The sequence below is a fragment of the Sandaracinus amylolyticus genome (genome assembly GCF_021631985.1).
Classification (GTDB): Bacteria; Myxococcota_A; Polyangia; order Polyangiales; family Sandaracinaceae; genus Sandaracinus; species Sandaracinus amylolyticus_A.
In genome coordinates, this window is sequence record NZ_CP070225.1 from 9,334,193 (window position 1) to 9,348,187 (window position 13,995).

15 protein-coding genes are annotated in these 13,995 nt (G+C 72.2%); 8 read left to right on the plus strand and 7 right to left on the minus strand.

The window, feature by feature from the left end; all coding sequences use genetic code 11:
- Nucleotides 1-96: 96 nt before the first annotated feature.
- The gene (locus I5071_RS39745) at nucleotides 97-1,740 is read left to right on the plus strand and encodes a DUF1592 domain-containing protein (protein WP_236518597.1); all 1,644 of its coding nucleotides are present in this window, start codon (nucleotides 97-99) and stop codon (nucleotides 1,738-1,740) included.
- A 1-nt stretch (nucleotide 1,741) separates the two neighbouring features.
- Nucleotides 1,742-3,103 carry a DUF1552 domain-containing protein gene (locus tag I5071_RS39750; RefSeq protein ID WP_236518598.1) on the plus strand — a complete coding sequence of 454 codons (1,362 nt, stop codon included), beginning with the start codon at nucleotides 1,742-1,744 and terminating at the stop codon, nucleotides 3,101-3,103.
- Nucleotides 3,104-3,125: 22 nt separating this feature from the next.
- Here the strand turns inward: I5071_RS39750 and I5071_RS39755 are convergent, their stop codons facing one another.
- Genes I5071_RS39755 through I5071_RS39770 form a run of 4 tightly spaced genes read right to left on the minus strand, consistent with a single transcriptional unit; the run spans nucleotide 3,126 to nucleotide 6,433 of the window.
- Nucleotides 3,126-4,328, minus strand: coding sequence for a FecR family protein (locus I5071_RS39755; RefSeq protein ID WP_236518599.1), 1,203 nt, complete (start codon nucleotides 4,326-4,328; stop codon nucleotides 3,126-3,128).
- Nucleotides 4,325-4,942: an RNA polymerase sigma factor gene (locus I5071_RS39760; protein WP_236518600.1), complete on the minus strand. Its 618-nt coding sequence runs from the start codon at nucleotides 4,940-4,942 to the stop codon at nucleotides 4,325-4,327. Before I5071_RS39760 ends, I5071_RS39755 begins: the two co-directional genes overlap by 4 nt.
- Nucleotides 4,939-5,916, minus strand: coding sequence for a hypothetical protein (locus tag I5071_RS39765; protein WP_236518601.1), 978 nt, complete (start codon nucleotides 5,914-5,916; stop codon nucleotides 4,939-4,941). Before I5071_RS39765 ends, I5071_RS39760 begins: the two co-directional genes overlap by 4 nt.
- 4 nt (nucleotides 5,917-5,920) lie before the next feature.
- Nucleotides 5,921-6,433 (minus strand): hypothetical protein, encoded by a 513-nt coding sequence (locus tag I5071_RS39770; protein WP_236518602.1) that lies wholly within the window; start codon nucleotides 6,431-6,433, stop codon nucleotides 5,921-5,923.
- A gap of 215 nt (nucleotides 6,434-6,648) precedes the next feature.
- Here I5071_RS39770 and I5071_RS46740 point away from each other — a divergent pair, with 215 nt between their 5' ends.
- The 5 genes from I5071_RS46740 (at nucleotide 6,649) to I5071_RS39790 (ending at nucleotide 9,634) form a co-directional block, all read left to right on the plus strand.
- Nucleotides 6,649-6,774 carry a hypothetical protein gene (locus tag I5071_RS46740; protein ID WP_268921188.1) on the plus strand — a complete coding sequence of 42 codons (126 nt, stop codon included), beginning with the start codon at nucleotides 6,649-6,651 and terminating at the stop codon, nucleotides 6,772-6,774.
- A 78-nt stretch (nucleotides 6,775-6,852) separates the two neighbouring features.
- Nucleotides 6,853-7,092: a hypothetical protein gene (locus tag I5071_RS39775; protein WP_236518603.1), complete on the plus strand. Its 240-nt coding sequence runs from the start codon at nucleotides 6,853-6,855 to the stop codon at nucleotides 7,090-7,092.
- A gap of 21 nt (nucleotides 7,093-7,113) precedes the next feature.
- Nucleotides 7,114-8,031: a diiron oxygenase gene (locus tag I5071_RS39780; RefSeq protein ID WP_236518604.1), complete on the plus strand. Its 918-nt coding sequence runs from the start codon at nucleotides 7,114-7,116 to the stop codon at nucleotides 8,029-8,031.
- Between the two features lie 172 nt (nucleotides 8,032-8,203).
- Nucleotides 8,204-8,476 carry a hypothetical protein gene (locus tag I5071_RS39785; RefSeq protein ID WP_236518605.1) on the plus strand — a complete coding sequence of 91 codons (273 nt, stop codon included), beginning with the start codon at nucleotides 8,204-8,206 and terminating at the stop codon, nucleotides 8,474-8,476.
- Between the two features lie 117 nt (nucleotides 8,477-8,593).
- A complete protein-coding gene (locus I5071_RS39790) occupies nucleotides 8,594-9,634 on the plus strand; it encodes a TerC family protein (protein WP_268921189.1) in 1,041 nt (346 codons plus the stop codon).
- Here I5071_RS39790 and I5071_RS39795 read toward each other — a convergent pair whose 3' ends face one another.
- A complete protein-coding gene (locus I5071_RS39795) occupies nucleotides 9,635-10,033 on the minus strand; it encodes a hypothetical protein (RefSeq protein ID WP_236518606.1) in 399 nt (132 codons plus the stop codon).
- Nucleotides 10,012-10,887: a hypothetical protein gene (locus I5071_RS39800; RefSeq protein ID WP_236518607.1), complete on the minus strand. Its 876-nt coding sequence runs from the start codon at nucleotides 10,885-10,887 to the stop codon at nucleotides 10,012-10,014. Before I5071_RS39800 ends, I5071_RS39795 begins: the two co-directional genes overlap by 22 nt.
- Before the next feature lie 185 nt (nucleotides 10,888-11,072).
- On the opposite strand from I5071_RS39800, the gene I5071_RS39805 reads away from it, so the two are divergent.
- Entirely contained in the window at nucleotides 11,073-11,786 is a 714-nt protein-coding gene (locus I5071_RS39805; RefSeq protein ID WP_236518608.1) for an extensin family protein, read from the plus strand.
- Here the strand turns inward: I5071_RS39805 and I5071_RS39810 are convergent.
- Entirely contained in the window at nucleotides 11,764-13,950 is a 2,187-nt protein-coding gene (locus tag I5071_RS39810; protein WP_236518609.1) for a M48 family metallopeptidase, read from the minus strand. The two genes, I5071_RS39805 and I5071_RS39810, sit on opposite strands and share 23 nt — an antisense overlap.
- Between the last annotated feature and the right edge of the window lie 45 nt (nucleotides 13,951-13,995).

Consider the following 13,995-nt stretch of genomic DNA (forward strand, 5'->3'; position numbering starts at 1 on the left):
GCACGCGGTGCGCCGCGGAACATGCTCTGCTCCACGGATCACACGAAGATCCGGGGTGTTCCGTCCCGGTACGACCGGTGCAGAGGTGCGCCGACCATGCGCCTCTCTCGACTTCGCGCGACGCTGCTGGTGACTGCCGGCCTCCTCGCGCTCGGTGCGTGCGTCGGCGACCTCGGAGACTCGCGCGGTGTCGGTCCCGGTGGTGGCTGGAACGGCGGACCGGATCCCATCCCCACGACCACGCAGCCAGTGCAGGCCGCGATGCGCCGTCTGACCGCGGTGCAGTACGACGCGACCATGCGCTCGCTCTTCGGCGACGACGCCCAGGTCGACGTCGAGCTCGAGGCCGATACCCCGGTGAACGGCTTCGTCGCGATCGGCAGCGCGCGCACCACGATTTCGCCGCGCGCGGCCGAGCTCTACGAGTCCGCGGCGCTCCGCATCGCGGAGAGCGAGCTGACCGACGCCGCGCGTCGCGGGGACCTCGTGCCCTGCACGCCGGGCGGCACCGTCGACACCTCGTGCGCGCGCGAGTTCATCGAGTCGTTCGGTCGCCGGGCGTGGCGCCGCCCGCTCGCGGTCGACGAGGTCACTCGATACGTCGCGATCGCCGATCAGTCGGCGACGGTGCTCGGCGACTTCTACCAGGGCCTCGCGATGGCGACCGCGGGCCTGCTCCAGTCGCCGAACTTCCTCTTCCGCGTGGAGATCGGCGAAGAGGCCGACGGGCGCCGCCGCTACTCGAGCGTGGAGATGGCGTCGCGCCTCTCCTATCTGATCTGGAACGCGCCGCCCGACGAGGAGCTGCTCGCGGCCGGTGAGCGCGGCGACCTCGTCGACCCCGAGATCCTGCGCGCGCAGGCCGAGCGCCTGGTCGCCGAGGAGCGCAGCCGCGGCGCGCTGCGCGACTTCTTCGCCGAGCTGCTGCGCCTCGAGGGCCTCGATCGCCTGCCTCAGGACCCCGACGAGTTCCCCGCGATGAGCGCGACGATCGGCGCGGCGATGCGCGAGTCGACGCTGCGCACCATCGAGGATCACCTGCTGGTCGAGGGCGGCAGCTACCGCGACCTCTTCACCACGCGCACCACGTTCGTGAACGCCGAGCTCGCCGGGCTCTACGGCGTCGAGGCGCCGGCCGAAGGATGGGCGCGCGTCGAGCTGCCCGATGGTCCGCGCGCCGGTCTGCTCGGCCAGGCGTCGGTGCTCGCGCTCTTCTCCCACAGCCACGCGTCGTCGCCGACGCTGCGCGGCAAGTTCGTGCGCGAGACGCTGCTCTGCCAGTCGATCCCGCCGCCGCCCGCCGACGTCGGCGAGCTGCCCGAGCCCAGCCCCGAGCTGCCGACGATGCGCGAGCGCCTCCAGGAGCACCGCGCGAACCCGGCGTGCGCGAGCTGCCACTCGATCACCGACCCGATCGGCCTCGCGCTCGAGAACTTCGACGCGATCGGCAGCTTCCGCGAGCAGGAGAACGGCGCGACGATCGATCCGAGCGGCGAGCTCGACGGCACCGCGTTCGCCGACGCGCGCGAGCTCGGACAGGCGATGGCCTCGCACCCGCAGCTCACCGCGTGCCTGGTGCGCAACCTCTACCGCTACGGCACGGGGCACGTGGAGACGCGCGGCGAGGAGCCGACGATCCGCGACCTGGCCGATGCGTTCGCCGGCGAGCCCGAGCTGGGCGCGCTGATGGTCGAGCTCGTGACGAGCGATGGATTCCGTTTCGCAGGGAGCCCGGACTGACATGGGACGCTTCACGCTCAATCGGCGCACGGTCCTCCGCGGGATGCTCGGTGGTGCGGCGATCGCCGTCGCGCTTCCGCCGCTCGAGGCGATGTTCGACGTGAACGGGACCGCCTACGCGGGTGGCGAGACCGTCCCCAAGCGGTTCGGCGTCTTCTTCTGGGGCAACGGGGTCAAGAAGGACCGTTGGAACCCCAGCGGCACCGGGGCCGACTATCCCCTCTCGCCGGCGCTCGAGCCGCTCGCGTCGGTGAAGGAGTACGTCTCGGTCGTCAGCGGGATGGACATCAAGACCGGCAACGAGCGCGGTCATCACGCGGGCGCGGTCGGGATCCTGTCGGGCTCGCCGATGATCTCGCAGGACCCGATGGGCGCGCCCTACGCGTCGACGTTCAGCGCGCCGAGCATCGACCAGGTCGTCGCGCGCGCGTTCGCGGAGAGCTCGCCCACGCGGTTCCGCTCGCTCGAGATCGGGATCACGCAGCAGGTGGTGCGCGGCGAGGGCACGACGCTCCACTACCTCTCGCACAACGGTCCCGACAACGCGAACCCGCCGATCTACTCGCCGCGCGCGGTGTTCGATCGGATCTTCGGCGACGGGTTCACCGACCCCTCGACGACGCCGACCGTCGATCCGCGGCTCGCGCTGCGCCGCTCGATCCTCGATGCGGTGATGAGCGACGCGCGCGCGATCGAGTCGCGCGTGGGCACCACCGATCGCATGCGCATCCAGCAGCACCTCGAGAGCGTGCGGACGCTGGAGCGGCAGATCGAGGTCATCGAGTCGATGCCGCCGCCGATCGATGCGTGCGCGCGCCCCGAGGCGCCCGGCACGTTCGACTCGTTCGACTACCGCCCGATCTCGCGCACGATGAGCGACCTCGTCGCGATGTCGCTCGCGTGCGACCAGACGCGCGTCTTCTCGAACATGTTCAGCGGCGGGGTGAGCCTCGCCGTGTACCGCGCGCTCGGCGCCGGCGAGAACCACCACAGCCTCAGCCACGACGAGGCCGGTGATCAGCCGATGATGCAGAACATCACGCGCTACATCATGGAGGAGTTCGCGTACCAGCTCGAGGCGCTGCGCGCGATCCCGGTGGGCGACGGCAACCTGCTCGATCACTGCGCGATCCTCGCGAGCAGCGACGTGGCCGATGGGCGCGCGCACTCGATCGACGACTACCCGGTGCTGGTCGCGGGCCGCGCCGGCGGACGCCTGCGCTCGGGCCTGCACGTGCGTCGGCTGGGCGACAACACCAGCAAGATCCTGCTCTCGATCCTGCAGGCGCTCGATCTGCCGTTCACCCAGTTCGGCAACCGCGGCGGTCAGGTGAGCGAGACCGTGAGTGAGCTGATGGCCTGAGTGCCACGGTGGCACTGGGCGCTCACCGCGCGTGGAGCTGCATCCACGCAGCGCGCGGGCCGTCGGGGTAGGCGTCGAGATAGCGGCGCGCGGTCTCGGCGAGGTCGGTGCGACGATCGCTCGCGAGCTGCGCCTCGGCGCGGAGCACCAGCGCACGCTCTCGGAGCGCGGTGCCCTCCGCGTCGGCGTGGCTCGCGTCGAGCGCGGCGAGCGCGCGCGTGGGGTCGTGCAGGCGGCGGAGGTGGAGCTCGGCCGCGAGGAAGCCCGCGCTGCGTGCGAGGCCGGCGGGCAACGTGCGCGCGGCGCGCTCGTACACCTCCGCGGCTTCGGCGTCGCGCCCGAGGGCGCGCAGCGCGTCGGCCTCGAGGAGCGTCCACTCGCCGTCGCGCTCCGCGGGCGGAGGCAGCGCAGCGAGCGCGGCCGTGGGATCGCCACGCAGAAGACGAGCGCGCGCGTCGTCGCGACGTTCGCGCGTGAGCACGGTGGGGTCGGGCGTCGGCTCCGGGGTCGCGGGCGGGGCGACGCGTCGGGGCCGACGAGCGCGAGGTGGCGGCTCGTCCCCAGCGGGCGCGACGAGCTCGATGGGCTCGGGTGTCGCGATGCTCGCGATCGGTGCGCGCCTCGCGGCCGCATCGCGGGCGCGCGGCTCCAAGCGCGCGCTCCGCGCGCTCGCTGCGTCGACGTGCACGTGCGCTCCCGCACCGAGCTCCACCCGCGCGTCGCGCTCCCGCACCTCGACGTGCCCTTCGTAGACGCGCACCGAGGTCGCGCGCTCGCCGACCTCGACCACGAACACCGTGCCGCGCACCGCGACGATCGCGTGTGGCGTGGACACCTCGAACGACGATCCCGCGCCGAGCGGCGCGACGTCGAACATCGCCGCACCGTGCGCGAGATGGATCCGACGCGCGCGCTCGGTCGAGCGCACCTCGAAGCGCGCGTCGCCGGTCGTCGCGAGACGATCGCCGGTGGGCAGCGTGAGCTCGACGATCTCGTGCGGTGCGATCGCCGGCGCCGGCTCCTTCTCTTCTCCGTCCACCACCGCGATGACGATCGCGGCGGCGACGAGCCCCATCGCCGCGATCGCGCCGCGCCGCCACGCCCTCGTGCGTGCTCGCGCGCGTCCCGCCAGCACGGCGCGCCGGGCCAGCGCCGCATCGTCGGCCTCGCTGCGAGAGGGCTCGAGCGCGCGCGCGTCCTCGAGCAGATCGTCGAGCTCGCTCATCGCTCCCTCCTCAGCGCCGCGTCCTTCGCGATCCGCGCCTCGAGCTCGCGCCGCGCGTCGAACAAGCGGCTGCGCATCGCGAGCGGCGTGCACCCCACGATCGCTGCCGCCTCGGTGGGCGACATCTCCTCCATCGCGCAGAGCACGAACGCCGTGCGCCTCGGCTCGGAGAGCGCATCGAGGTGCGCGTAGAGCCGCGCGACGCGCTGTCGCGACGAGAGCGCGCGCTCGGGACAGCTCCCCTCGTCCGCGAGCGCCTCCACGTCCGCGTCGCCGCGCATGCGGTTGCGGCCGTAGTACCGCGCGACGGTGCGCACCACGATGCGGTGCGAGAGCGTCGCGACGCTCGAGCGCCCCTCGAAGCGCGGCAGCGCCGACGCGATCTCGGCGAGCGAGTCCTGGATCGCGTCGTCGAGGTCGGGGTGCGGGCCGAGCAGTCGGTACGCCCATCGCCGCACCGCGGGCACGAGCTCGCGCACCACGCGCTCGAGCACGCGATCGTCGCCTCCTCGCAGCCGCGCGACCAATCGCTCCAGCATCACGCGCTCGTGCGGCGTTCCCGGCGACAGGTGCACCCAGTCGGGCAGCGCATCGAGCGGCAACGTCTCGCTCATCGCCATCCCCACTGGATCGAGAGCCCGATCGCCGGCATCGCTGCGCGCGCCGACGCGAGCCACACGTCCACGTCGATGCGCACGCCCATCTCCGCGGTGCGTCCCACCGGGATCGCCATGCCCGCGTGGCCGCCGACGAGCGCGACGAACGACCAGGTCATCGGGTCGGGATCGGTCGCGAGCCCGACGTGCAGCGCCTGCCCGATCACCGCGTGCGCACCGACCGAGAGCGCGTGCCCGGGCACCGCCGCGCGCAGCCCGCCCTCGACGCCGATCGCGAACGCGCCCGCGACGCCCGACACCTCGTAGTCGTTCCACTCACCCGACTCGAGCGTCGGCATCGCCGCGAGCGACACCGCCGCGCGCAGGCCGCTCCGCCACTCGAGCCCGATCGCGCCGCGCGCCGCGAACCCGCCGCGCGCGTCGCTCGAGGGCTCGACCCAGAAGCCCGTCGCGAGCACGCCGAACACCCGCTCTTCGGGCACGACCTCTTCGCGCGCATCGCTCTCCGTCGCAGGCGCGTGCGCCGCGACCGGCGCGGGGCGCGGCGGCGGCGCGATCGGCATCGCGAGCAGCTCCTCGACCAGCACCGACGCGACCAGCGCCGACTCGCGCGGCTCGTCGATCAGCGCGCGTCGCGGCAGGGGCGTGCTCGTCTCGCGACCGTCCTCGGCGCGCACCACGCGCACCACCGCGGTCTGCCAGTCGGGCCCCGCGTCGACCCAGAGCGCCGCGTCCGCGCCGAGCGCCTGGGCCATCACGCGCGACTCGTGGGCGCGCCGCTGGGCATCGCCTTCGCCGGGCGGCACGTCGTCGATCGTCTCGATGCCGCGCTGTCGCAGCTCGAACGCGAGCGCGCCCTTCAGTGGATCCTCGCTCGCGACGCGCAGCACGACGCGTCCGTCGGCCGCCGCGCGTGTCGCGATCGCGCAGAGCGCGACGGCGACGAGGGGCATCGCGAGCGAGCGGAGCACCACGTCACTCCTCGGGCGGCGGCGCGAACGGAGCGCACGTGCGCTCGCCGATCCACTCGCATCCCGGCGCCGGGGCCAGCGCCGCGAGCTCCGCGTCGATCTGCGCGGTGTCGCCCACCATCGAGCAGTCGAGCTCGATCGTGAGCAGCGCTTCGACGGCATCGCGCGCGCACGCCTCGTAGTCGCCGACGCGGTGGGCGGGATCGCAGTCCGGCACCTCGTGGGCCCCGTCGCACACGTTCGCTTCGTCGAGCGTCTCGCGGGTCCTCGTGAGGCACGCCTCGAGCGAGGCCTCGCACGAGGCCTCGTCCACCGCCGTGCGCAGCGCGCCCGACAGGCACGACATCCGCGTCAACGCCTCGGGCCCGCGCGCCTCGTGCACCGTCGCGAGCTGCCACTCGCACAACACGCGGACCTCGTCGCCCGAGAGCGCCGAGAGCGCGCGCCCCTCGCTGAGCCCGCTGCCCACTGGCTGCGCCGTGCTCGCGCACCCGATCGCGAGACCCACGAAACACATCACCGCTCCGCACCTCGCGTGCTTGTCCACTCGAGCCTCCCCGGGGCCTCTCGCGTGCCCCGTGGACCTCAGTGCGAGCGCCCTCGCGGGCGTTGCCGGGAATCGTCCTCGAGCGACGTGAATTCCAACCGCACGCGTCGCCGGCGACACGCCTCCGTGTCTGCGGCATCCCGCGCTCTCGGTGTTTCTCGCTGTTTTTCACGATGGCACGCGCGATGGACCACGCCCGGCGCATGACCTTCGTCGCTGCGTTCGTGCTCGTGTCGACCGCGTTCGTGTTCGTCTCGACGCTCCGGCTCGGCCGTCCCCGTCCGTCGGCGTGCGAGACCTCTCGTGGGTGAGCCCACCTAGGGCTTCCCATAGGTGGGTCGTCCGCGATAGCGTGGTCTCGTTCGGTGCCGCTCGAGGGGGAGCGCGGCATGAGCCAACAGGCAACCGGGTCGGATCCCGCGCTGAAGAAGCTCGTCAACGTGATGGGCGAGGCGCGCGCGAGCGTGCTGATCGAGGAGACGCTGCGCCGCATCGGTCGCGCGTCGCTCGACAGCCCGGAGGCGCGCTACCGCTTCGGTGTCGAGCTCATGAAGCACGGAGGCGTGCTCGAATCGATCGGTCGCTCGATCAAGATCCAAGCGATCTTGCTCGGCGCGAAAGAGACCTGACGCGCAGGTGGGGGGGAAACCATGCTCGATCTCTCGTTCGACTACGAATCGTGCGTCCGCGCGTCCGAGAAGGTCGCGTGGGCCATCGACGACGTGATGCCGCCGGGCACGCGGCTCGACTTCACGCGTCCGTTCCTGCCGCGCACGCTCGCGGGGCGTGACGAGCTCGCGTTCCTGAACGGGCGCGAGCGGCGCGTGCTCAACCAGATCAACGGCAACGCGTACCTGAACCTCTTCGCGTTCGTCGAGGAGTACATCCTCGCGGTGATGACGCAGCACGCGCACGCCGAGCTCTTCGGCGATCACGACGCGATCCGCGCGCTGCTGCGCTTCGCCGACGAAGAGGCGAAGCACCAGAAGCTCTTCTACCGCTACGTCGACGCGTTCCGGCGCGACGCGGGCTACGACACCGAGGTGCTCGAGGGCGCGTCGGACGTCGCGAGCGTCGTGATGAGCAAGAGCCCCATCGCCGTGATGATGGTGACGCTCCACCTCGAGATCATGACGCAGGCGCACTACGTCGAGTGCATCCGCGACGACGACACGATCGATCCGTTCTTCTCGAAGCTGCTGCGCATGCACTGGCTCGAGGAGTCGCAGCACGCGCGCATCGACGCGCTCGAGCTCGACAAGCTGCTCCGGCTCGCGTCGCCGGCGCAGATCGAGGAGGCGTTCGCCGACTACCTCGACCTCGTCGCCGCGATCGACGGGCTGCTGCGGACGCAGGCGGAGATGGACGCACGCGTGCTCTCGCGCGCGACCGAGCGCACGTTCGCCGCGCCCGAGCGCGACGCGATCGTCGACTCCCAGCACGCCGGGTACCGCCGCACGTTCCTGACGTTCGGCATGACGAACCCGATGTTCGCGCGGCACCTCGAGACGATCTGGCCGGCGGGCGCGGCGCGCGTGCGGGGCCGCGCGGTCGAGCTCACGAGCTGACCGCCACCTGTCGTGTCGTGCGCGTCCGTGGTGCGGCGATCTGCCTCGCGGCGTGATCGCCGCACGGGCGTGCCGCGCCGATCCTCGCGCATGCCGCGGACCGACGGCACGTCCGATGCTCCGTCGCAGGGCGTTCCACGATGCCCGCGACGAGCGCGGGAGGAGGAGACCCATGTACCGCCACGCCACGAAGCTGCTCGTCGCGTTCGGCCTCGCGGCCTTCGCGATCGGCTGCGACGTCGATCAGACGCGCGAGGGCCGGCTTCCGGAGGTCGAGGTCCGCGAGGGCGAGATGCCCGAGTACGACGTCGACACCGCCGAGATCGAGACCGGCACGCGCACCGAGGGCGTCGACGTCCCCGACGTCGACATCGAGACGCGCCGCGAGCAGGTCGAGATGCCGACCGTCGACATCCAGATGCCCGACGAGGGCGAGCAGGACTGATCGAGCCAGCCGAGCTCGATTGCGAGACGAGCCCGTGGCGGACACGCCGCGGGCTCGTCGTGCTTTCGTGCTCGGCACCGTTCTCGCTACGCACTCGCGCGACCAAGGAGAGAGCGCGTGGCGGAGATCTGGCCCTGGGTGGTCTTCAACGGGTTCGTGCTCGCGATGCTCGCGCTCGATCTCTTCGTGTTCCATCGCGAAGCGCATCGCGTCCGGCTCCGCGAGGCCGCGGTGTGGAGCGTCGTGTGGATCGCGCTCGCGCTCTCGTTCTGCGCCGGCATCTACTCGATCCAAGGGCCGGAGGCGGGCACGCAGTTCCTCACCGGCTACCTGCTCGAGAAGGCGCTCTCGGTCGACAACATCTTCGTGTTCGTTCTGATCTTCGGGTACTTCCGGGTCCCGCCGCAGTTCCAGCACCGCGTGCTCTTCTGGGGCATCCTCGGCGCGCTCGTGATGCGCGGCACGATGATCGCCGCGGGCGCGTTCCTGGTGAGCCGGTTCCACTGGATCCTCTACCTGTTCGGCGGGTTCCTGGTGGTCACCGGGCTGCGCATGGCGACGCAGAGCGAGCACCACATCGAGCTCGAGGCGAACCCGGTGCTCCGCCTGCTCAAGCGGATCGTCCCGGTCAGCAAGACCTACGAGGGCTCGCACTTCTTCGTGCGCCGCGAGACGAGCCCGGGTCGCATGCAGCTGCTCGCGACGCCGCTCTTCGTGGTGCTCGTGCTGATCGAGACCACCGACCTCGTGTTCGCGGTCGACTCGATCCCGGCGGTGTTCGCGATCACCACCGACCCGTTCATCGTCTACACGTCGAACATCTTCGCGATCCTCGGGCTGCGCTCGCTCTACTTCCTGCTCGCGGGCGTCGTGCACCGGTTCCACTTCCTCAAGCTCGGCCTGAGCGCGGTGCTCGTGCTGGTCGGCGTGAAGATGCTGATCGCCGACATCGTGGAGGTCCCGATCGGGCTCTCGCTCGGCGTGATCGCGCTGATCATCACGGCATCGATCGTCGCGTCGATGATCTGGCCGAAGGAGCGCGACGAGCACGACCCGCTGATGGCCGCGCACGACGCGCTGAAGCCGCGGCCCGATCACACGCCCGCGCCGGTGAACGGCGACGAGGACGAGCGCGGAGGGAGCGAGAGCCCCGCCTGATCACATCGTGATGCGGGTGAGCACCTGCGAGAGCGCGACGAGCTCGCGACGCAGGCCGGGCGGCATCACGTAGTCCGAGCCCTCGTGGCCGACGCGCGGTCCGACCGCGACGATCTGCACGTGACCGGTCTGGAAGCACTGCACGACGAACGCGTGCTCGCCGATGCGCGTCGAGCGATCGGCGTAGCGCGAGACGACGCGGAAGCGGCCGGCGACGACGTCGGCGTCCTCGACGGTGAAGCCCGCGGAGCGCACGCCGTCGAGCAGCGCGTCGAACGCCTCGCGCGAAGGGCCGGCGCGCATCGGGCCGACCAGCACCGGCGGCACGCGCTGCCCGGCCTGACAGCCGAGCGATGCGACCGCGAGCACGATCGCGATCAGAGCTCGACGCGCAGCCATGTTCCGCCCTCCGTGCTCGTGAAGTACGGCGTGATCGAGACGCCCGCGACCTCGACGCCGCCGGTCTCGCCGGGCACGAGGTGCTCGGCGCCGCCGAAGAGCGCGAGCGCCATCAGCGTGAGCCCGAAGCCCTGGATCGCCGCGAGCGGAAGGCCGAAGCCGATCCCGAGCGCGACGTTGCGACAGCATGCGCCCTCGCGCTCGATGATCGTCCCCGCGAGCACGCCGCCGACGACCGGGATGAACGCGTAGGGCCAGCTCTCGCAGCCCACCGAGCCGAAGCTCACGGGGCCGAACTCCTGGCAGTTGCGCGCGGCCTCGTCGGCGAGCGCGAGGATGAAGCCTCCGAGGTAGCCGCCGAGGAACGTCGAGAGGCCGGCGACGAGCAGGCCGTCGTCGGTGCCGCGCTCGAGGCGCGGAGAGACGATCGCTTCGTTCAGCGAGCGCGGCTCGTCGGGCCACGCGAGCGCGGGCTGGGTGGAGGAGGGGCGCGTCGTGGTGGGCACCACCGCGAGATCGTCGGCGGGCGCCGGAGCGTTCGCCCACTCGGCCGGCAGCCCGTAGTGCGCGGTGTAGGGCGGCACGCATGCATCGCCCTCGGCGACGAACGGCGGCGGGCACGTGGGCGCGCCCGAGCAGCGACCGAGCGCCTCGGAGAACGACTGGCCGGGCCAACAACAGCGGCCGAGCGTCTCCGGTGTGCTCACGCGTCCTTCGGCGCACTCCTGCGCGCGCGCGAGCGCCGCGGGCGCGAGGATCGAGAGCGCGATCGCGAAGAGCGCGCCGAGCGATGGGTGGATTCGTTGCAAAGCCATGCGTGCGAGCAGGCTCGACTCCGCCTGCAGCGATGTCAAATGAGTCCTTGCGGGGGTGCTCGTCCCGCAGGTCCCGGACGGGAGCGCGCGCAGCGCGCGGACGGTAGGGACCGGCGGGCGAGCCGATTTTCGACAGTCAATGAGTCGACCGGCCTGCTGCGGGTTTCCATGACGCGTCGGGGCCCGCATGTTCTCCTCGTCGGATGTGGCGGCGAGCGCGAGAGGTGATCACGCGAGACGGGCAGGGGCTCGTCGCGGCGATCACGGTGCTGCTCTCGTTCGTCGCGCTCGTGGCGCTCGCGATGGCGGTGGCGACGGGGCCCGAGCCGGTGGTGCGCGCACCGGTGATCGTCGATGCGGCGGTCGAGCGTGTGGACGCGGGCACGCCGATCGTCGCGCGCGAGGAGCCGCGCGTCGAGGAGCCCTACGTGCTCGACGATCTCCCGCGCGACGGGGCGCAGCTCGCGGAGGGATGCCCCGAGGTGCCGCTCGTCGACCACGCGGGCGATCCGGTGCCGTGGCGTCCCGCGCTGCGCGTGCATCCCGCGGTCGTGCCCGCGGTGCGCGCGCTCGAGCGTGCGATCCTCGAGACCGCGCTGGTCACGTACCACCGCGCGCCGATCCGTCTGCTCTCGGCGAGCAGCCATCGATGTCGCGCGATGCGCGGCAACCCCACGCGCATCAGCGAGCACGCGCTCGGCAACGCGGTCGACGTGCGCGGCATCGTGCTCGAGGAGGGCGAGGAGATCACGATCCGCGACCACTGGAGCGCGACCGGCGACGACGCGATCCACGCGCGCTTCTGGCACGCGCTGGTGCAGCGGATGATCGACGAGCAGAGCTTCCGCGGCATCGTGGGCCCGCCGCGCGCGGATCACCTCGATCACCTGCACTTCGATCACGGCCGCTCGCGCTTCACCGACGTGGAGCTGCCGTAGCGCGCGCCTCGGACCAGCGCGCCGCGATCGCGTCCTGCGACGCGACCAACCCGGCGAGGCTCTTGCGGCGGACGCGCTCGAGACGATCGAGCACCTCGCCGTGCTGTCGCGCGAGGCGCTCGATCACGTCGCTCGAGATCCGGGCCTCCATCAGCCGCGGGTCGGAGATCAGCGGCTCGGGCAGGAGAACGCGCGAGAGCGGCTCGGAGCGCGCGAGCCCGGGCAGCGCGGGCGCGACGAGCGTGCCGGCGTGCGCGAGCACCTCCGCGACGACACCGCGCGCGTCGAGCGCGAGCCGCATCACGTGCTCCTGCACGTGCGGCGCGACGGCGACCGGCGCGCCCGCGACCTCGATCGCGGGACGAAGCAGCGCCGCGGCGCGCATCATCCCGCCGCGCAGATCCTGGATCGCGAGGTGGAACGCGTAGCGCGTGCGCAGCTCGTTCGTTGCTTCGGCGCCGAGGTCGGTCGCCATCCGCGCGTGCACCTCGGCGACGCGGCGGTCCCATGCATCGCGCGCCGCGTCCAGCGTCTCGAGCTCGGCCTCGAGCGGCAGCGCGACGTTGCGCACCTCCTCGAGCGGCCTCTCGAACCCGCGCACGGTCGCGCTGGATCGTCCTTCCTGCTCCGCGTGTGCGAGCGCGCGCGACAGCGACTCGAGCTCTCGGAGGATCTCCTCGACGCGCTCGACTGCGCGCGTGTGGTCCGGCCCGTAGAGCTCCACGAGCGCGCGCTCGACCGCCTCGGGCTCCATCCCTCGCGCGCTCGCCCGCGCGAACATCTCGTCGAGCGGGAGCGACGCGATCAGCCGCTGTCCGTAGGCGCCGCGATGACGCGCGTCGAGCTTCGCGCTCTCGCGCTCCTCGGCGAGGAAGCGCTCGACCGTCGCGGGGTCGGTGAAGCGCAGCGTACGCCCCGGATGCATGCGCCGGCTCAGCTGCATCGTCATGCGCTGCCGCAGCCCTTCGGGATCGGCGAAGAGCGCCCACGCCGACGTCTCGTCGCCCACGCTGCGACGCGCCTCGATCCACGGTGCGCGCGCCGCCTCCTCGCGCGCTGCGTTCGGCGGATGGGTCGCCCACATCGACGGGCGCGCGTCGTCGGCACCGGGCGGGAAGAGCGGCTGCAGATCGGGCCCGAGCGGCGCGTCGAGCCGGGCCCACTCGGCGCGGAACGCCTCGTCGGGAAGGGTCTCCGCCGCGCGGAGCTGGTGCGCGTAGAGGTCGGTCGTGAAGAACGCGTGATCGCCCGCGTGCGCGAGCTCCGACATCGCGTGATCGAGGCACGCCTGTCCGTACGCGACGCGTCCGAGCAGGCGCACCGTCGCGTCGCTGCCCGCCGCGGCGATCGCGACGCGATCGGCGTGGAGCTCCATCTCGCGCGAGAGCGCGCGATCGGCGAGCGTGACCAGTCGGTACGTCGCCGCGAGCACGGCGCGCATCGAGGCGACGAGCCCGTACGCGGTCCATCCGACGAGGCTCAGCTCGCGACGCGACGCGAACCGCAGCTGATCGATCGCGACGTCGACCGCGTCACGACCCGCGACGAGCTGCACGAGGATCTGCTGGCCGAAGTAGACGTAGCTCCCGAGCCGCATCGAGCGCTGCGAGAAGTGCCCGAGCTCGTGCGCGAGCACGGCCTTGAGCTCGCGCAGATCGAGCGCGTTGATCAGACCGAGGCCGATCACGAGCTGCTTGCGCGCGGGCAGGACGAGCGAGAGCAACGTCGTGTCCTGGAACACCGCGGCGTTGACGTCGGGCGCGACGTACACGCGCCGCGGGACGGGCGCGCCGACCTCCTTCGCGAGCCGCGCCAGGAACGCGAAGAGCACCGGCTCGCGCGCGGGCAGGAGCTCGATCCACGCGTCGCGTGCGCGCGCCTGACGAACCAGCAGGCCCTTCAGCAGGAAGAGCAGCACGAGCCCGAGCGCGAGGATCGCGCCCACCCAGAACAAGAAGAGGAAGATCGGGAGGTCGCGTGGCGGCACGTGCACGACGACCCAGCGCAGCGCCGCGACCGTGCCCGCGAGCAGCGCGACGTAGACCGCGACGAAGAGGCCCATCGCGAGCAGGACGCCGAGCGCTTGGGCGCGGTAGGAGAGGGGCGACCCGAGGTAGCCCGGTGGAAGTCGCGCGGGAGGTGCGGGATAGAGGCGCTCGTCCATCGACGCGCCGAGTCTGCCACGCGTCCGCAGGGCGGCGTGTGACGC